Annotated in this window: 19 protein-coding genes; 12 read left to right on the top strand and 7 right to left on the bottom strand. The window is 40.0% G+C overall.

The window, feature by feature from the left end:
• Positions 1-279 precede the first annotated feature (279 nt).
• The 3 genes from LJC66_RS17420 (at position 280) to LJC66_RS17410 (ending at position 2,810) form a co-directional block, all read left to right on the top strand.
• Complete coding sequence (locus LJC66_RS17420) at positions 280-1,482, top strand: aminotransferase-like domain-containing protein (protein ID WP_230933107.1); 1,203 nt, start codon at positions 280-282, stop codon at positions 1,480-1,482.
• A gap of 5 nt (positions 1,483-1,487) precedes the next feature.
• Positions 1,488-2,120, top strand: a complete 633-nt coding sequence (locus tag LJC66_RS17415; RefSeq protein WP_230933106.1) for a dienelactone hydrolase family protein — start codon at positions 1,488-1,490, stop codon at positions 2,118-2,120.
• Between the two features lie 75 nt (positions 2,121-2,195).
• A complete protein-coding gene (locus LJC66_RS17410) occupies positions 2,196-2,810 on the top strand; it encodes a GNAT family N-acetyltransferase (RefSeq protein WP_230933105.1) in 615 nt (204 codons plus the stop codon).
• A 48-nt stretch (positions 2,811-2,858) separates the two neighbouring features.
• Here the strand turns inward: LJC66_RS17410 and LJC66_RS17405 are convergent, their stop codons facing one another.
• The 4 genes from LJC66_RS17405 to LJC66_RS17390 all read right to left on the bottom strand — a co-directional run bounded on the left by LJC66_RS17405 (position 2,859) and on the right by LJC66_RS17390 (position 7,343).
• Positions 2,859-4,802 (bottom strand): ABC transporter permease, encoded by a 1,944-nt coding sequence (locus LJC66_RS17405; RefSeq protein ID WP_230933104.1) that lies wholly within the window; start codon positions 4,800-4,802, stop codon positions 2,859-2,861.
• Positions 4,792-5,553 carry an ABC transporter ATP-binding protein gene (locus tag LJC66_RS17400; protein WP_098599180.1) on the bottom strand — a complete coding sequence of 254 codons (762 nt, stop codon included), beginning with the start codon at positions 5,551-5,553 and terminating at the stop codon, positions 4,792-4,794. The genes LJC66_RS17405 and LJC66_RS17400 overlap by 11 nt, the downstream gene beginning before the upstream one ends.
• A gap of 100 nt (positions 5,554-5,653) precedes the next feature.
• Positions 5,654-6,658, bottom strand: coding sequence for a sensor histidine kinase (locus LJC66_RS17395; protein WP_230933103.1), 1,005 nt, complete (start codon positions 6,656-6,658; stop codon positions 5,654-5,656).
• Positions 6,651-7,343, bottom strand: coding sequence for a response regulator transcription factor (locus LJC66_RS17390; protein WP_230933719.1), 693 nt, complete (start codon positions 7,341-7,343; stop codon positions 6,651-6,653). The genes LJC66_RS17395 and LJC66_RS17390 overlap by 8 nt, the downstream gene beginning before the upstream one ends.
• Positions 7,344-7,513: 170 nt before the next feature.
• Here LJC66_RS17390 and LJC66_RS17385 point away from each other — a divergent pair, with 170 nt between their 5' ends.
• The 3 genes from LJC66_RS17385 (at position 7,514) to LJC66_RS17375 (ending at position 10,275) form a co-directional block, all read left to right on the top strand.
• The gene (locus tag LJC66_RS17385) at positions 7,514-8,428 is read left to right on the top strand and encodes an NAD(P)-dependent alcohol dehydrogenase (RefSeq protein ID WP_230933102.1); all 915 of its coding nucleotides are present in this window, start codon (positions 7,514-7,516) and stop codon (positions 8,426-8,428) included.
• 385 nt (positions 8,429-8,813) lie between these two features.
• The gene (locus LJC66_RS17380) at positions 8,814-9,113 is read left to right on the top strand and encodes a hypothetical protein (protein ID WP_230933101.1); all 300 of its coding nucleotides are present in this window, start codon (positions 8,814-8,816) and stop codon (positions 9,111-9,113) included.
• Entirely contained in the window at positions 9,091-10,275 is a 1,185-nt protein-coding gene (locus tag LJC66_RS17375) for a M20 family metallopeptidase (protein WP_230933100.1), read from the top strand. Before LJC66_RS17380 ends, LJC66_RS17375 begins: the two co-directional genes overlap by 23 nt.
• 472 nt (positions 10,276-10,747) lie before the next feature.
• Here the strand turns inward: LJC66_RS17375 and LJC66_RS17370 are convergent, their stop codons facing one another.
• Complete coding sequence (locus tag LJC66_RS17370; RefSeq protein WP_230933099.1) at positions 10,748-11,221, bottom strand: hypothetical protein; 474 nt, start codon at positions 11,219-11,221, stop codon at positions 10,748-10,750.
• Positions 11,222-11,309: 88 nt separating this feature from the next.
• On the opposite strand from LJC66_RS17370, the gene LJC66_RS17365 reads away from it, so the two are divergent.
• Complete coding sequence (locus LJC66_RS17365) at positions 11,310-11,855, top strand: GNAT family N-acetyltransferase (protein ID WP_195696446.1); 546 nt, start codon at positions 11,310-11,312, stop codon at positions 11,853-11,855.
• 36 nt (positions 11,856-11,891) lie between these two features.
• Here the strand turns inward: LJC66_RS17365 and LJC66_RS17360 are convergent, their stop codons facing one another.
• Entirely contained in the window at positions 11,892-13,280 is a 1,389-nt protein-coding gene (locus tag LJC66_RS17360; RefSeq protein WP_230933098.1) for an alpha/beta fold hydrolase, read from the bottom strand.
• A gap of 163 nt (positions 13,281-13,443) precedes the next feature.
• On the opposite strand from LJC66_RS17360, the gene LJC66_RS17355 reads away from it, so the two are divergent.
• The 3 genes from LJC66_RS17355 to LJC66_RS17345 all read left to right on the top strand — a co-directional run bounded on the left by LJC66_RS17355 (position 13,444) and on the right by LJC66_RS17345 (position 16,502).
• Positions 13,444-15,054: a gamma-glutamyltransferase family protein gene (locus tag LJC66_RS17355; protein ID WP_230933097.1), complete on the top strand. Its 1,611-nt coding sequence runs from the start codon at positions 13,444-13,446 to the stop codon at positions 15,052-15,054.
• A gap of 297 nt (positions 15,055-15,351) precedes the next feature.
• Positions 15,352-15,852, top strand: coding sequence for a CBO0543 family protein (locus LJC66_RS17350; protein ID WP_195696448.1), 501 nt, complete (start codon positions 15,352-15,354; stop codon positions 15,850-15,852).
• 131 nt (positions 15,853-15,983) lie between these two features.
• Positions 15,984-16,502, top strand: coding sequence for a hypothetical protein (locus tag LJC66_RS17345; protein WP_230933096.1), 519 nt, complete (start codon positions 15,984-15,986; stop codon positions 16,500-16,502).
• 29 nt (positions 16,503-16,531) lie between these two features.
• On the opposite strand, the gene LJC66_RS17340 is transcribed toward LJC66_RS17345, so the two are convergent.
• Complete coding sequence (locus LJC66_RS17340) at positions 16,532-16,870, bottom strand: hypothetical protein (RefSeq protein WP_028409338.1); 339 nt, start codon at positions 16,868-16,870, stop codon at positions 16,532-16,534.
• Positions 16,871-17,093: 223 nt separating this feature from the next.
• Here LJC66_RS17340 and LJC66_RS17335 point away from each other — a divergent pair, with 223 nt between their 5' ends.
• Both LJC66_RS17335 and LJC66_RS17330 read left to right on the top strand, forming a co-directional pair.
• The gene (locus LJC66_RS17335) at positions 17,094-17,276 is read left to right on the top strand and encodes a hypothetical protein (protein ID WP_230933095.1); all 183 of its coding nucleotides are present in this window, start codon (positions 17,094-17,096) and stop codon (positions 17,274-17,276) included.
• 33 nt (positions 17,277-17,309) lie between these two features.
• The gene (locus LJC66_RS17330; RefSeq protein WP_014459191.1) at positions 17,310-17,510 is read left to right on the top strand and encodes a hypothetical protein; all 201 of its coding nucleotides are present in this window, start codon (positions 17,310-17,312) and stop codon (positions 17,508-17,510) included.
• The last annotated feature ends 7 nt before the right edge of the window (positions 17,511-17,517 follow it).

Raw genomic sequence — 17,517 nt, 5'->3', positions numbered from 1 at the left:
ATTTATTTGATTTTTATGTTATCCTTTTTAACATACATTAAACACAAGGCCATAATTATCGTACGACCTTTGATTTGTGTTACAGATAGTGAATGAGAAAAATATATATTGAAAGGAGAAAAGGAGAGTCAGAGAGGGTGCGAATGCTAGTTGTCTGTTAAAAAGGCATCTTGCACGGTAACTGTCTGATTTTATAAAGGTAATTGTCTACAGTTATTTTTCTGACTATTCGAATAATTAATGTTAAAAGTTTAAAATCTAAAAAAGGAATGATCATCAATGAAAGATAAATTTGCCGAACGAGCTAGTCTTGTAAAATCTTCTGAAACACGCGAAATCTTAAAAGTAACGGAACGACCAGAAGTCATTTCGTTTGCAGGAGGACTTCCCGCGCCGGAACTGTTTCCCGTTGAAGCAATGAACGATGCGTGCCGCGCCGTATTAAATGAAGACGGAGCCGCTTCGCTTCAATACAGTACAACTGAAGGGTATATTCCTCTACGAGAAGCCATTTCGACACGAATGAAGCATATCGGCATCGAGTCCGCTGTTTCAAACATTTTAATTACGTCCGGATCTCAGCAGGCAATCGATCTTACCGGAAGACTGTTTCTTAATGACGGAGACGTGGTAATCTGTGAAAGCCCAACGTACCTAGCGGCCATTAACGTATTTAAATCCTACAATGCGACGTTTGTAGAAGTGGACATGGACGAAGACGGAATGATCATGGAAGAACTAGAGAAAAAGCTTCAGGAAAATCCGCATGCGAAATTTATTTATACGATTCCTGATTTTCAAAATCCTACAGGGCGCACCTTAACGCGCGAAAGACGTCAGCGAATGATCGAGCTTGCGAACGCATACGATGTGCTGATTGTAGAAGATAATCCGTACGGAGGAGTCCGATTTGCAGGAGAAACGCTGCCGCCGGTTAAGCATTTTGATACAGAAGGCAGAGTGATTTACATCAGCACATTTTCTAAAATTTTTGCGCCAGGTCTTCGAATCGGCTGGGTATGTGCAGACGAAGCTTTCATTGATAAGTACGTAGCGTTTAAGCAAGTGGCTGACTTGCATACGGACAGCTTTGCTCAGCGCGTAACCGCTAAGTACATGGAGCTTTACGATATCGAAGCGCACATTCAAAAAATTAAAGCCGTATACAAAGAGCGATGTACCCAAATGCTGTCGTGCATTCAGGAATTTTTTCCGGAGAATTTGTCTTACAGTAAGCCAGAAGGCGGATTGTTTATTTGGGTGGAACTGCCCCAAGGAATCGATTCAGCACATATCTTTTCAGAATGTCTAAAAAATAACGTAGCTTGTGTGCCTGGAACTCCATTCTTTCCAAACGGTACAAGAAACAATGCGCTGCGCTTGAATTATTCTAATATGTCTGCTGAACAAATCGTTGAAGGCATGAAGCGCATGGGAGACGTATTGCACCGTGAGCTGGCGAGAGAAACGACTGTTTTATAAAAGAAATGAAAAAATCAAATAAAGCCATTTTATTAATTCATGAAATATACGGTGTGAACGATCATATGAAGTTTATGAAAGAGAAATTGTCTAAGTTAGAGGCAGATATTATCTGTCCTAACTTATTATCTAAAGACGTTCCTTATCGTTATGAAGAAGAGGACATGGCTTATCAAAACTTTGTTGAAAACATCGGTATTGATGAGGGTTCAAGACAAATCAATAACATGTTAATTCAGCTAAAGCAAGAATATGAAGAAGTAGGGGTCATAGGATTTAGTGTAGGAGCCACAATATCGTGGCTATGCAGTGAAAACAGTTTGTGTGACTTCGTGATTGGCTGTTACGGATCGCGCATTAGAGACTATATAAATATACGTCCTGTGTGTCCAACTCTTCTTCTTTTTCCTGCTGAAGAGCAAACATTTGATGTAGACTCTTTAATAAACTCACTAGAGCAAAAAAGAGAGCCGCTTTTGAAAATCAAAAAGTTTTATGGATTTCATGGGTTTATGAATCCTTTTTCAAAAACCTTTAATAAAGAATCAGCAGACCAAGCCTTCCAAACCATAAGTGATTTTCTCGAAAAAAACTTAGCTGATAACCAGTATTATAATGAAAGTGATACCTTACAATAAGCAGAAACTGACCCTTTTTCAGTACATATACATGTATTAACATTTTCTTTAGACGTATTGAAAAGGGGCGAGGTTATGCTAAAGTCAGTTGAAATTGTAGGAACAGCAGTAAAGCTAGTACCGCTTGAAAAAATGCATGAGCAAGGACTCTATGAAGCTGCAAAACCGAAAGAAATTTGGGAGCATCTCCCGGTAAAAGTTCATCGTCTAAGTGATATGAAACGGCTGATTGAAAGTGCTTTAACAGAAAAGCAGGAAGGAAGAGAGCTGCCTTTTGCTGTATTTGATATAGAGTCACATTCAATTGTAGGAAGCACAAGATTTTTAGATATTTCCCTTCCTAACAAAAGCGTAGAAATAGGGTGGACGTGGTATCATCCATCCGTGTGGCGAACTCGAGTCAACACGGAGTGTAAGTATTTATTATTAAAATACTGTTTTGGAGAGCTGAAGTTTCACCGCGTTCAGTTCAAAACGGATGTGCGAAACAAGCGGTCTAGAGCGGCTATTAAACGATTAGGTGCCACGCAAGAAGGCATTAGCAGAAAACATATGGTTTTACCAGGTGGATACGTACGAGATTCGGTCATCTTCAGTATAATCGATGACGAATGGCCGTTTGTCAAAAAGCGGTTAGAAAATTTTTTGCATGCAGCCAGTGCGGAAAATAAAGAAAACGCCAGCAATTAATGGCATTTAAAGATAAAAAGCACAAGCTGTAGCTTGTGCTTTTTATCTTTAAAGAGCTTCTTTAATCATTTTTTTATAGTAAAGAACAGATAAAATACCAAAAATAGAGTACAGCGCCGTATAGACAATCATGACGATAATAATAGGTGTCCAAAGCTCTGTTCCAAACCAGAACCAGCCAGATTGCACGGCAAAATAGCTGTGAAGCAAGCCTACGATTAACGGAATGCCGAAATTAAAAAGCTGCTTTATTTTTATGCCTTTTAGTAAATCATTTTCAGTGAAGCCGAGTTTTCTAAGAATCGTATAGTTTGGCTTTTCATCTTCACTTTCGTCCATTTGTTTAAAGTAAAGAATGCACCCTGACGTGATTAAAAAGGCCAGTCCTAGAAAAGCTACAATGAACATAATTAGACCCATAGTCTGCTTTTGGCTTTTTACCGTTTCGATACGCGAATCATTGAAAGTATGATTGCCCAATTTCATTTCTTTGAAAATCTCGTTTGCTTTTGGTACGTCATTTTCTTGTGATATATCTATCCCTGTGTACACAGAAGATTCTTTTTGAATAGAAGGATTCACGTCTTTTTCTAGTTCATTAAACACGGAATCGTCTACAATCACAGTAGGCATACCGCTCGTAAAATAGGTAGATAAGAGAAATTTTCGATTTAAACCTATATACTTTTGCGGAATGACTTTTTTCTTTCCTCTTAGCTCAATTTCTCCGGAATCTTTAAATGAATTTACTCGTTGAAGCATATCATTATAGCCGGTAAACAAAGTTTCATTTTGAGCTACATTTACACCACTAACAGATTTTTCGCTAACAACTGAAAAAACCATAGCGGACGAGTCTACCATCGGGCCTTCCAAATTATTTTCTAAGATGTTTTTTACGTTTGCTTTTACTTGAATGACGTCGATCTTTTTTTCCGTATATGCTATCTTCTTTTGATCCAGCGCGGCTTTAAACGAAGCAGCGTCTTTTGTATTATTGATCGAAAAATCGTTAGGCACATAATCTTCGGCCGACTTTTCAGCAGAATAATAAGAGATGTAGCTCAAGCACAACAGGCCAATAGCCAGAGCCGATACGGTTGTAATAACCGTCAGCAACAGTGCGTTTGATTTCATCCGAAACATAATAGAAGAAAGAGATAATACGTCGTTAATCGACAAATAGCCTTTTTTGCTTTTCCGCATCAAATTTAATAAAAAGCGAACTGAGCCTTTATAAAACAAATAGGTTCCGATGATAACCGAAGCTAAAATAGATACCATTGCGATGGACAAAGCATTCATGCTTGTAAAAGATCCGTCAAACAATTTGGCAGAAATATAGTAGCCGGAAGCAATAAAGATCATACCAAGAATTCCAATAATAATTTCAAGAATACTGATTTTTTTTGTTTTGCTTTCTGTTGATGACGTAACGCGGAATAGTGCTAAAATGGTCTGTCTTTTAATAAAAAGATAGTTCATCGTCATGATTAACAAATAGATGACGCTGAACACAATAAGCGTTTGAATCAGGGCTTCTTCTGAAAAGTGAAGCTTGGCAATGCCTTTGGTGTCCGTAATTTTAAATAAAATCATAATGATTACTTTTGAAAACGAAAATCCAATTAAAATGCCGATAATCAGCGAGCTAAAGTACAGCATAAAATTTTCAACGGTCAAAATACGGAAAATTTTTGTTTTGGTCATGCCAATTAGCTGAAATAATCCAATTTCTTTACTGCGCCGCTTAATAAAAATCGTATTTGCATATAATAGAAAGATAGAAACAATGGCTACAAGTAAAACAGAAGCGGCCCGAACCGCCGCGCCTCCTTTAATGGAGCCTTTGGTTGCATCAAGAGCAGGATCGTACTGAAGCGTGACAAAAGCAAAATATAAAGCTGCGCTGAAAACCAGTGCAAAAACGTACAAATAATAGTTTTTTACATTCTTTTTGAAGTTGCGGAAAACGAGCTGATTAATATTCATCTTGCACTCCGCCTAGCACGCCTTGAGTTTTCATAATATCTTCAAAGAAGTCTTTTCGCGTTTGATCCCCTTTATACAGCTGCGTATAAATTTGTCCGTCTTTTATGAAAATCACTTTACTGCAGTAGCTGGCTGCCACTGGGTCATGCGTTACCATCACAATTGTTGCGCTTCTTTTGTCATTAAGCTCCGTCAGTTTGTTTAGCAAATCGCTGGCCGCTTTTGAGTCAAGTGCACCGGTTGGTTCGTCAGCAAAGATCATGCTTGGTTCATGAATAAAGGCTCTTGCGGCAGAGGTACGCTGCTTTTGTCCGCCCGAAATTTCATTTGGATATTTGTCTTTGAGTTCATAGATGCCGAGCTGTTTGGCTAGCGCGTCAAATTTTTTGTGAGCTACTGCCGAAGGAGTTTTTACAACAGAAAGAGGCAAGAGGATATTTTCTTTGACTGTCAGTGTATCCAGTAAGTTATAGTCTTGAAAGATAAAGCCTAAATGTGTTTTCCGGAAGTTCGCTAACTGCTTTTCTTTCATTCTGCTAATTTCATTTCCTTCAATTTTGATGGTTCCGCCGTTGATTTTATCAATAGAGGAAAGCACGTTCAGAAGCGTGGTTTTACCTGAGCCTGAAGCGCCCATAATTCCTACAAATTCTCCTTTCATAATGGTAATATCTACACCTTTTAATACTTCTTGTCTGTTAAATTTATTTCCGTAGCTTTTATGAATATTAGTAGCTTCTAATATGTTCATATGTATTCACTCCTTTGATCTGATACGTTTATTATAAAAAAAGAGCTTTTCGTTTTCCTTTGATTCACCGAACAAATGACGAAAGCATGTGACATTTTTGTCACATGCTTTTCATATCAACAAAATCATTTGATTTAGGAAAGGCAAGCGTAAACGTCGTGCCTTCGTTAAGAGCAGACTGCACGCCAATGTGAATAGAAAGAGCGTGCGCAGCTTTTTGAGCGAGATACAAGCCCATGCCTGTGGCACGGCTGTCTTCATGCTGAGTGGTTGAGGTAAAACCCTTCTCAAAAATGCGCGGCATATCTTGAGGAGAAATGCCGCGTCCGCTATCTTTTACCTCGACGTACACTTGACCATGGTGCTTGTAGCTTCTAATTATCACGTCAGATTCTTCACTGTACTTGACTGCGTTTGTTAAGAGCTGTCTCATAATAAACGAAAGCCACTTTGCGTCACACAGTACACGTTCTGCCTGTAGGTCCACATCAAACCCAATATTTTTTTGCATACACCAAGCTTGCAGCGTTTTGATTTCAGTGAAAATAAGGGACTCTAAATCAAGATGTTCAATATACATATCATTTTCGATAAAGAAAATACGCTTTTGATGCAGCTGTTGATCAAGTAAAAAGTGAATGCGTAGCCACTCGAACGTCAAGTTTGCTTTAACTTCTCGATTTTCTAAGCGTTCAATTATTAAATGCATCGCAGTTAACGGCGTTTTAATTTCGTGAATCCAAGCTAACAGTTCATCTTTTTCCTGCGTCACGTGCAGCAGAGTTTGCACGCCATCTTTTTTCGCTTGTTCTAATTGTTGCATCAGGTTTCGCTGAACAATCTTTTCAAACGGACGCAGTGGATGAGAAAGAGTAGAAGAATCAAAGAAGTCTTCTTCATCTTTTAGCTTTTGATAAAATTTCGTTTCTTTGTGATAGCGGAAGACGCAGAAAATAAGAAAGATAATCGATGATAAAAACACGATATAGAGAATCGAAGACAGAGGAATGGATTCATCAATATACGCGATAAATAGCATAAAAAAATGTATGATAAAAAAGAAAAGGATCCAGCTCAGACGCTCGCGAATAAAGAGTTTAATCATAGCGTTCCTCTTCAATGGCTACGTAGCCTTGGCCGACTTTTGTTTCAATAAAAGTTCCCAGTCCAATTTCATCTAATTTTTTTCGCAGGCGATTGACGTTTACCGTCAGCGTGTTGTCACTGATAAATCGTTTATCTTCCCACAAACTATTAATCAGCTCATCTCGGCTTACAATCGTATTCTTTTTATGTATTAAGCATTTTAAAATAAAAATTTCATTTTTGGTTAAATCGATAGCTGTAGATTCGGTTGATACTTTGTTTTTTTCATAATCAATCGTAGCTCCTTGCCATGAAAGAAGGTTTACTTGTTCAACGCTGTAATTATATACGCGGCGGAGAAGGGCCTGTATTTTTGCTACAAGCACATCAAAATGAAACGGCTTTTGCACAAAGTCGTCTGCGCCAAACTGCATAGACATTACCATATCAGAAGGATGATCACGTGAAGATAGGAAGATGATAGGGATTTTTGAATGAGAACGAATCATTCTGCACCAGTGAAATCCGTCATACTTCGGCAGCTGAATATCCATAATAACTAAATCAGGTTTTACCTCGCTAAACTCCTGCATAACGTTACTGAAATCACAGATGCCGTAAACATCATAAGACCATTGCTCCAACCGTTCTTTCAGTTCGTTAAACAGCGTTACATCGTCTTCAATTAAAAGAAGTTTAAACAATAACACGTACCACGCTTTCTGTTTTTATACTTATTTTATAGCAATATCCTTTTATTTACCATATGTGATAGTAGATTCACCGGCGTTCTTTATAAAATGTGAAAGAATAGCTTTCGACGAGCATAGTTTATAAACATATATTGAACTCTAGTGAAAAAAGGAGAGCTGTTATGAAAGCAATGGTATGTACAAAGTATGGTAAACCAGATGTTCTTCAGCTTGAAGAAGTAAAAAAGCCTATCCCAAAAGAGAATGAAATACTGATAAAAATTCATGCCACTACGGTCACATCGGGCGACTGCAGAGTGAGGAGCTTTAATAGTCCACTGCTGTTGTGGCTTCCAATGCGAATAGTTTTAGGATTACGGAAGCCTAGAAAATCAATACTAGGCGTAGAGCTGGCCGGAGAGGTAGAGGACGTCGGAAAGAACGTGACGCGGTTCAAAAAAGACGACCAGCTGTTTGCAATGACAGGTATGAAGTTCGGAGGGTATGCGGAATATATCTGCTTGCCAGAAAAGGGGACAATAGCCGTAAAGCCAGAGAATGTAACCTGTGAAGAAGCCGCCTCTATTTCTTTTGGCGGCACGACGGCTCTGCATTTTTTTAGAAAAGGAAACATTCAAACCGGGCAAAAAGTGCTTATCTACGGTGCTTCAGGTGCCGTAGGAACTGCGGCTGTACAGCTTGCTAGCTATTACGGAGCTGAAGTGACAGGCGTGTGCAGTTCTAAAAATAGTGAACTAGTAAAAGCTTTAGGAGCAGACCGCGTCATCGACTACCAAAACGAAAATTTTACTGAAAAACAAGAAAAATACGATCTTATCTTTGATGCCGTTGGAAAAATCACAAAAAATCAGTGCAAGGAAGCGTTAGCCTTAAATGGACGCTTTGTTTCGGTCGAGGGGCAAGGAATTGCCAAAGTGCAGACGAAAGATTTATTGCTTCTTAAAAAGCTGATGGAAGAAGGGCAGATAAAATCAGTGATTGATAGATGCTACTCTTTAGAACAAATTCCAGAAGCTCATGAGTATGTAGAAACCGGACATAAAATAGGAAATGTAGCTATAGTTGTAAAGAAATAAAAGAACATATTTAAAAAGCTAATTTGACTTACCTGGATAGTAGGTATAACATGCAGATAAGTCAACTAAACACCTATTTAAAACCGATCGACCAGACGACTGGAGATGCTTTGAACAATCAAAGCATCTCTTTTTTCCAAGTATTGATTTAATTATAGGAGATAGCGAGGAAGATGTAGAAAGAAGATATGGAGAGCTTGCCGCGCTAATTCCAATTAATCACGCCATTACATATTTAGCTCGTTTTTTTGATGATTATGACTTTTATCAATTTGACGTAGACGCCCCGTTTCCAGAGTTAGGGGATATCGGAGCAAATGCGTTTCAAAGCACGACAAATAAAATTAAACAAGCGGCGGCTGCTCGAAAGCTAACGTTAAGACAAGTGGCGCTTGAAACAATTTTGCCTCGTTCGCCGTTTTCAGGAACACCTGAACACGTAGCGGATGAAATGCAAAAATGGCATGAGCAGGAAGCAGCGGATGGATTTGTACTTCGTCCGTTTATGAGCGATACGTTTCATCAGTTTGTGGAAAAAGTAGTGCCGATTTTACAAGGGCGTGGCCTTTACGACACTTCCTATGAAAGCAGTACGCTGCGCGGGAATTTAAATCTTTCTGTTCCAGCCAATCGATATAGTCAAACAAAGGAGGAGTATGTGTATGACAGTCAAATTAATCAGTGAATACAGCGTCACAGAAAGCTTAAAGAAGCAGGTAATTGAGTGGAGAAGACATTTTCATCGCTATCCTGAATTATCGTTTCAAGAGCATCGAACGGCTCAGTACGTTGAAGATACACTTCGTTCGTTTGGAAGCTTTATCATTACGCGTCCTACACCAACAAGCGTGGTGGCTAGATTAATAGGAAAAGAGCAGGGGAAAGTAGTTGCGATTCGAGCGGATATGGACGCGCTGCCGATTGAAGAAGAAAACACGTTTGCATTTGCCTCGGTTCATAAAGGCGTAATGCATGCATGCGGACATGACGGTCACACGGCTATTTTATTAGGAGTAGCTTCTGTTCTTTCTCAGTTAGGAAATGAATTTAAAGGCGAAATTCGCTTGATTTTTCAACACGCAGAAGAGCTGCTGCCAGGAGGAGCGCAGGAGCTTGTGAAAGAAGGCGTGGTGGAAGGTGTGGATTACGTGATTGGCACGCATTTGAATTCTGGCCTTCCCGTCGGAGAAATCGGCGTGCTTGCAGGTCCTATGATGGCTTCGCCTGACACGTTTAACATATCGATTAAAGGAAAAGGAGGACACGCCGCAGCGCCTCATGAAGCAGTTGATGCCATTGTGGTAGGAGCGCAAATTGTGACGAACCTTCAAACCATTGTTTCAAGAACGACCAATCCTATTGATAAATTAGTTGTATCAGTTACACAATTTCACGGAGGAACTACGCACAATGTACTTCCTGATAAAGTGGAGCTGAACGGAACCGTTCGCAGCTTTGACGCGGCTCTGCGAGAAAAAGTTCCGGCACAAATTGACCGAATTGTAAAAGGACTAACAGAAGCCTACGGTGCGGAGTACACCTTCACATATGAAAAAGGCTATCATCCCGTCATTAACTCTGAAGAAATTACGCGTTTAATTGAAGAAACAGCTATCGAAGAATACGGAAAAGAACGGGTTAAAACGCTGTCTCCTAAAATGGGAGGAGAAGATTTTTCAGCTTATCTGCAGGAAACGGAAGGAGCATTTTTTAACATCGGAGCGCGAAATGAAGAACAAGGCATCGTATACCCTCATCATCATCCGAAGTTTACGGTAGATGAAGCCGCGCTTGAAATTGGCGTAAAGATGTTTTTGCGCGTTACTGAAAAGCTGTTGGCTCGTTAAAAAAGGAGGTTCAGACATACAATTACCCAATCTAAAGACGAAAAAAGGGGCAAAGGAGCTCGTATGGATCGCTTGTGACACCGCTGTTGGTTTCCGTGCAAGACTTCGCTTTCCGCGGGCGGCCGGTGAGCCTCCTCGTCGCATACGCTCCTGCGGGGTCTCACCTATTCCGCTTTTCCCGCAGGAGTCTTCGTCTTGTCCTCCAACCAACAGCTAGAAGCTACTACATAGATTAAATCTACGTTCGCCAGCACAATGAAAAGATCCCAACGGTTTATGGTTCGAATCTTTTTTCAACTAAACTAAGTTTGTCCCACCCACTCTTCTTTACAACATCTTAATTCGTATCTTTATAATTCGTCGCAAATCCAGCTGCAATTAAACCAATTAGACCCAGCACTCCTACAATAACGGTTACGACCATTACGCTCACCTCGATCGCTCTTAATAATACGCTTTCATTTGTTTGATTTTACCATGAGTCTTCGTATGAAAGAAGCTTTTCTTTTAAAGGCTCTAGCTTTTTAAATTTTTGATCGTAGCTTTGCCGTTTTAACATGTCGTTAGTGATGATTAGCGCATCTTCTTTACGTCCTGCATACAAGTAGGCTTCAATGACTTCGTCAAAGCCTTCTGAGTAAGGGGATTTTTCGTATTTTGCTAGTTTAAACGAGGCGTCATAGTGTTTCGTTGCTTGTTCATACTGCTTTAGTTTCAAAAGCATACGCCCATTTGCTAAATGTAAATCTGCTCGTTCTAAATCGGTAAGGGTATGGAGTTCAATCCCTTGGTTGCGTATATCAAGGGCATCTTCATAGCGCTTTTTTTCTTCTAGTTCAAAGGCTTTCTCATAAAAATGGTCAAACTTCGTTAGCGGTCTTCTTGATTTATAGAACTTGTAAATGCCGTATAGAATAAACAGCAGTACCCCTAGCAACTCGTTCAACTCTCTTCCATCTCTTTATGTATACTATTTATATTAAAAGAAATTAAATTCAATTGATAGATTTATGAAAGACGCTTGGAGGAATACGATGGTCATCAATCAGCAGATTTACTATGTAAAAGGACTTCAGTATATCATTCGTTCAGCTGACACCAGCGATGCGCATGAACTGTCTCACCTAAGAGTTCAGCTAGACGGAGAAACGGAAAACTTGGATCGTGAACCAGGAGAAGGGTATATGGACGAATCCGATTTTGAAAAACTTATTCAACGTGACACAGAAAGTAAACGAAACTTATTTTTAGTAGCAAGCGTACATAATGAAATCGTCGGATTTTCAAGGTGCCAAGGCAACGAATTGAAACGATTTTCTCATAAAGTAGAGTTTGGCGTATGCATCGCAAAAGAACGTTGGGGATACGGAATTGGCAAAGAGCTTTTACAGCAGTCCATACTGTGGGCAGATAGCGCGGACATGAAGAAAATGACGCTAAATGTGCTAGAGACCAATAAAAAAGCGATTGACTTATATACAAAGTTCGGGTTTGAAATAGAAGGATTATTAAAAAATGACAAGCTGCTGTCAGACGGCAAGTACTATGATACGGTTGTGATGGGAAGGTTTAATGAATAAGAGAACAAGGCGCTGATAAAACAGCGCCTTGTTTCTTTACTTTTGCGTTTCACGAACCCATTTCACAATATCATCAATGACATAAGAAGGAATGTTGGCTGAAACAGCATATTCATCGGGCGTGCTTTTTTCACCAGTTCCTTCTGTGAAAAAGTGGTTGAGCTTTGGATAAAGCTTAAAAGAAGTGTTCGAACGCTGAGACAAGCTTTGTTTCCAGCCTTCAAAATCTTCGGTCGTTACTTGATAATCACGCGCTCCTTGTAAAAGAAGCAGAGGCGTGTCCTGAGATTTTGCGACTTCTGCAGGGTGCCAGTGAGCTACGTCATACCAAAAATAAGGAGTGCCAAGCAGAAATTCTTTTGGCGGCTGAGCTGGCGAAAAGCTTGGGTCTTGTAAAATGGCAAACTGCTGCTGGAAAAAAGCAAGCTGCTCTTTCGGAAGCTGATTCAGCGATACAAGATAGGCAAATTGTTCAAGCATTAACTCTGGAAGTGTGCGGCTCGGTGCAGCGAGTAAAATAGAGCCGCGCACGCTTTTATCCGGTGTGTGATTTAAAATCCTGGGCATCATCATGCCGCCTTGACTGTGTCCTAGTATAAAAATATTGCGGCTGTCGATGCCTTTTTGTTTCGCCATTGCTTCCACTGCGAGTGCGGCGTCATCCGTTGTTTCATCGTCGACGTTTAGTTTATTTTCACCGGACATTTTAGCTGTATGTTCGTATGTGCGCTTGTTGTAGCGTAAAACGGCGATTCCTTGAGAAGCCAGTCCAGAAGCCAGATCTCGAAAAGGCTTTAAGCTCATAAACGTTTCATCTTGATCAGAAGGTCCTGATCCGTGAACTAATATGACAACGGGTACATTTTGATGTTTTGAACGTGTTGGAAGAGTAAGCGTTGCTGGAAGTTCGTAAGGTGCTTTGCCGATTGAAAGCTGTTTTTCACTGTAATTCTTAGGGGTGTCATAAGGCGGTGTGGAAAACGAAAACTGGCGCTCCTCCGGTACAATTTGCCAATCATCAATTTGACGTTTTTGACTAAATCGAACGGTTAAAGTAGCTGATGCATGTTCAAATTCAATGGGAATTTCTATATTTCGATGAACGGTATTGATTTCACCTTGTACAGCTGTCCCAATCTTTTTTACAGCACCAAGCTGATCCGTTAGAGCTGACCACCATGTTTTTAGGTTGTCTTCACTCATTTTTAACTGCAGGCTGCGGGAAAAATGGCGCTTAGCTTCTTTTGTTTTTCTGTTCGCTACATTCGTTAAAAACGCATTAGCTCGTTTGACTTCAATTTTAGCTGAATGATGAGCAGCATTTGCCGCTGCTTCAGCTTGAACAGGTGAAATGGACATGGGAAGTGCTTGAAGCCCGAGTGCTAAAGAAACAGCGAGTGGAAGGGCAGCTTTTACTTTTTTCATACATCATCCTCCTTGGCGATTCTTGTACTCTATCAGTATACCAATTTTAGGTAAAAGGAGTCATGTCGTTATAAGATAAAAAAAGCCGATGGGTTATGAATATGGTAAAATAAAGAAGTTATATTATTTAGAAAATTTAAATATCTAAAAAGGAGGCGCTTTTATGACCTATGATCCGCATTATCATCCATATCCATCTTACCGAGTTCCCGTTTATGCCAAAAAAGGAATGGTATCTACATCTCAGCCGCTCGCAGCGCAGGCAGGCCTTGATATTTTAAAAAAAGGCGGCAATGCAATTGATGCAGCAATCGCCACAGCGGCGAGCCTTACAGTATTAGAGCCTGCGTCAAATGGAATCGGAGGAGACGCGTTTGCGCTTGTTTGGACAAATAATCAGCTCTATGGACTAAACGCTAGCGGACCTTCTCCGCAGTCTATTTCCATTGATGCGCTAAAGGAAAAAGGATACAGAGATATTCCTAAGTACGGAATGATTCCCGTTACGATTCCCGGTGCTCCGGCATCCTGGGCTGCTTTATCGAAGCGATTTGGCAAACTGCCTCTTTCTCAAGTACTGCAGCCTGCCATTCAGTACGCCAAAGAAGGATTTCCGCTAGCGCCTACTCTCGCAAAACAATGGAAACAAGCGTACGATACGTTCAAACGAGCACATACAAGTGAAGAATTTGAGTCATGGTTTCAAACGTTTGCGGCTAATGGACGAGCACCAAAAGCAGGAGAAATGTGGTCATCCATCCATCATGCCCGTACGCTTCAGCTCATTGGCGAAACAGATGCAGAAGCGTTTTATAAAGGTGAGCTTGCGGATCGTATTGATGCATTCAGTAAAAAATATAGCGGCTTTTTATCCAAAGAAGATTTGGCTGCTTATGAGCCTGAGTGGGTAAATCCTATTAGCGCTCACTACCGTGGATATGATGTATGGGAAATTCCTCCGAACGGTCAGGGGCTTATTGCGTTACTGGCATTAAATATCGTAAAAGGCTTTGAGCTTCTAGAAAAAGATGCTGTGGATACGTATCATAAACAAATAGAAGCGATAAAGCTTGCGTTTGCCGATGGAGAAAAATACATTACGGAAGAAGCAAAAATGAGCGTGTCTGTTAGTGAGCTTCTGTCTGATACATATGCAAGCTATCGCCGCGGCCTTATAAAAGAACATGCCCTGCAGCCTGAAGCGGGAGAGCCTGTTGGAAGCGGAACGGTGTATTTAGCAACGGCTGATGAAGAAGGAAACATGGTTTCGTTCATTCAAAGTAATTATATGGGCTTTGGTTCTGGAATCGTTGTGCCAGAAACGGGAATTGCCTTGCAAAACCGCGGCCATAATTTTTCAATGGATCCCAATCATGATAACTGCCTTGCTCCTAATAAAAAAACGTTTCATACCATTATTCCAGGCTTTCTCACTAAAAATAATGCACCAATAGGACCTTTTGGCGTGATGGGAGGTTTTATGCAGCCGCAGGGGCATATGCAAGTTGTTATGAATACGATTGACTTTCACCTTCATCCTCAAGCCGCTTTAGACGCGCCAAGATGGCAGTGGAAAAAAGATAAAACGGTGCTTGTAGAGCCGGCTTTTCCTTCACACATAGCACAAGCGCTTGAACGAAAAGGACATAAAATTGAAGTAGCCGTGGATTCGATGGCATTTGGGCGCGGACAGATTATTTGGAGAGATCCTGAAAGCGGCGTGCTATGCGGAGGAAGTGAATCACGAACGGATGGATTCGTAGCCGGATGGTAACGTTTAAAAAAACACAATAGGTGGATGAAGAAGCCCGTAATGATTAGAGTTGGGCTTTTTTCATGTCTCAACCACATGTATAAATCTCTTCAAAGAACTGAAAACTAAAACAAATATTTACGTATGTATGGATAGCGTGAACATAAGGGTTATGTACGGGAAATTTACATTAGACGCTGCTGCGTATCTTTATAAATTAACATAAGCAATAATTGAGCGTGGTGAGAACGGCCGTCTCAAGCTGCCAATTGACATGAAGGTAGGCTGACAACACTTGGTGAAAGGAGCGAAAAGGTGATGAGAAATAAAAAATTTGAAGTGAAATTTTTACGTGTAATGCTAGTTATCGCCCTGGGGATTCTCCCTTTTTTATTTAGAAAACCACCGATTAAAGACTGGCTGCTGGCCTATGTATTTAACGCCTTAACAAATGGTATTATTGATAAATTTATTGTAACTCACGGCCTTCTTCGATATCCAACTCGCTTAATGAAAAAACAGTTTAGAATTAACGTGTTGTTCGACTTTTTGCTTTATCCTATGATATCCGTCATGATTAATCAAGCTACGTATTACGATAAAGGGTTAAAAGTTTTATATAAAATTATGTTTTTTACGATTCCAATGTTTTTTATTGAATTATGGGCTGAAAAACGAACGAAGCTCATCGAGTGGAAAACAGGCTGGATGTGGTACCACACCATTGCTAGCGTAACGTTAAAATCGTATCTTAACCGAATGCTGATTGGATGGATTCGAAAAATTGAAAAGAAGCAGGAAGAAACGAAAATACAATAGCAGAGATTTTAAAAACGACGTTAGAGAGGTGAACAAAGGTGCATATTTCTGTCCTTCTATGGCTGGTTTTTCAAAATATCCATAAGAAAACGTGGAACAAAATACACAAGCTGTATGCTGGGGTTTTATACGTGAGCTTTTTTAATATGCTCTACTACTTTTTATGTAATGATAAATTGCTTTGGGATTTTAAATCTTCTCATCTTTCATTAAAAGCACTGCGTATTTTACACCTTATGTTCATTACGCCTCTCATGATTTTGTCGTTCTTAGCTACTTATCCGTCTACACTCGCTAACCAGGTGAAATATATTACAAAATGGGTATGTACAGCTTCCTTTGTAGAATGGGTTGGGCTCAGGTGTAAAGGAATTACATTTAGGCACGGCTGGCATTTGGGGTGGTCCGCACTTATTTACGTAATGATGCTTATCTTCTCGAGATGGTTTCAAAAAAAGCCTTTTGCGGTCTTACTGCTCTCGGTTTTAGCAACAGTGGTTCTCAGCGTTATCTTTAAAGTTCCCGTGAGCAAACGGATGCTAAAACATCCGCTGAAACGAATATTGACTCGGCCTTTAAAAGATCATGTGACTCAAGCTGTTGCGAATAAAGTAAAGCGAAAATGCCTGCTTCTCAAGCTGTTCTCGTAAGTTCCTGCTCTCTGTGAAGAGCAGGTTTTTTAGCTTACTGGAGGAATAACGTCCGTCAGCAGCAGAACAAAAAAAATCAGGCCCACTCCCGTAAAGCTTAAAGAAGCAAGAAAATAAGCCGTCCAGCGCAAGCGAAACGGATTGTGTTCAATATTAGCCCCAGACATTAACCTCATGGAATGAGTCTTATAGTGAGAATGAGCGCTGTTGCTTCCGCTGCTTGAAAACCAAAAAGTCAAAACTGAAAACAAAAGTCCGCTAAAAAACATAAGCTCAATAAAGCGGATAGACAAAAATGATGAGCACGCATAGGTTAATCCAGCTTCAATAAGCAGGGTAATCACAAAAATAAGCTGAGTTCTCTTCAAAAAATTCTCCCCTTTTTTCTCCGTGTCTACTTTTCATCATACAATAATTTACATGTATAAAAAGTCTCAAAAATGCTTTTATTATGATATAATGGTAATAAATGTATTATTAAAAGTATTCAAAACCCGCATGCATCACGATTGTAAGGTCTTTTATAATGATGAGACTTACTATATACGCTGCGCTTAGCTTCAAGTGCGTAAATGAAAGTGAGGAGTGTGTATGGACTTAGGAGAAACTGTGATTGCGATACTAGCAGCGGGAGCACTGCTGTTATACGGTACGTTAGAGCTTTGGTTTGCGCCTCGTAATGCTTCTTTTTTTAAAGGGTGGAAGCAAAAACTAGCCGTCATTTTACCGTTATACGGAGTTACATTTGGCATATGGTTCGCGTGTTTTTCGTAACAAAAAAAGTCTTACAAAAAGGAGGAATGAAAAATGGAAATCAATTCATACCTCATTCGGTTTTCATGTATGCTGATGCTCATGTTTGGAGGATTATTTATTATACGGTATGTAAAAACAGGTGACTTTTATTTAGATCAGCTTCTTGTCTTTGGAGCGGGTTTTGTTCTGTTTATCGGCTCGCTTATTTGGAAAAGAAAACATCAGCAGCAAGGAAATAGAAAAGCTTGTTAATCTCATG

Source organism: Priestia sp. TSO9, from assembly GCF_021029645.1.
In the GTDB taxonomy this organism is placed as follows: domain Bacteria; phylum Bacillota; class Bacilli; order Bacillales; family Bacillaceae_H; genus Priestia; species Priestia megaterium_E.
Note: the sequence above shows the minus strand (reverse complement) of the source record. Positions and strands in the feature narration are given on the sequence as shown.

What these genes read in the sequence shown, in the direction of transcription:
- LJC66_RS17420 (WP_230933107.1), top strand. Translation starts at nt 280, where the DNA reads ATGAAAGATAAATTTGCCGAACGAGCTAGTCTTGTAAAATCTTCTGAA.
- LJC66_RS17415 (WP_230933106.1), top strand. Translation starts at nt 1,488, where the DNA reads ATGAAAAAATCAAATAAAGCCATTTTATTAATTCATGAAATATACGGT.
- LJC66_RS17410 (WP_230933105.1), top strand. Translation starts at nt 2,196, where the DNA reads ATGCTAAAGTCAGTTGAAATTGTAGGAACAGCAGTAAAGCTAGTACCG.
- LJC66_RS17405 (WP_230933104.1), bottom strand. Translation starts at nt 4,802, where the DNA reads ATGAATATTAATCAGCTCGTTTTCCGCAACTTCAAAAAGAATGTAAAA.
- LJC66_RS17400 (WP_098599180.1), bottom strand. Translation starts at nt 5,553, where the DNA reads ATGAACATATTAGAAGCTACTAATATTCATAAAAGCTACGGAAATAAA.
- LJC66_RS17395 (WP_230933103.1), bottom strand. Translation starts at nt 6,658, where the DNA reads ATGATTAAACTCTTTATTCGCGAGCGTCTGAGCTGGATCCTTTTCTTT.
- LJC66_RS17385 (WP_230933102.1), top strand. Translation starts at nt 7,514, where the DNA reads ATGAAAGCAATGGTATGTACAAAGTATGGTAAACCAGATGTTCTTCAG.
- LJC66_RS17375 (WP_230933100.1), top strand. Translation starts at nt 9,091, where the DNA reads ATGACAGTCAAATTAATCAGTGAATACAGCGTCACAGAAAGCTTAAAG.
- LJC66_RS17365 (WP_195696446.1), top strand. Translation starts at nt 11,310, where the DNA reads ATGGTCATCAATCAGCAGATTTACTATGTAAAAGGACTTCAGTATATC.
- LJC66_RS17360 (WP_230933098.1), bottom strand. Translation starts at nt 13,280, where the DNA reads ATGAAAAAAGTAAAAGCTGCCCTTCCACTCGCTGTTTCTTTAGCACTC.
- LJC66_RS17355 (WP_230933097.1), top strand. Translation starts at nt 13,444, where the DNA reads ATGACCTATGATCCGCATTATCATCCATATCCATCTTACCGAGTTCCC.
- LJC66_RS17350 (WP_195696448.1), top strand. Translation starts at nt 15,352, where the DNA reads ATGAGAAATAAAAAATTTGAAGTGAAATTTTTACGTGTAATGCTAGTT.
- LJC66_RS17335 (WP_230933095.1), top strand. Translation starts at nt 17,094, where the DNA reads ATGGACTTAGGAGAAACTGTGATTGCGATACTAGCAGCGGGAGCACTG.
- LJC66_RS17330 (WP_014459191.1), top strand. Translation starts at nt 17,310, where the DNA reads ATGGAAATCAATTCATACCTCATTCGGTTTTCATGTATGCTGATGCTC.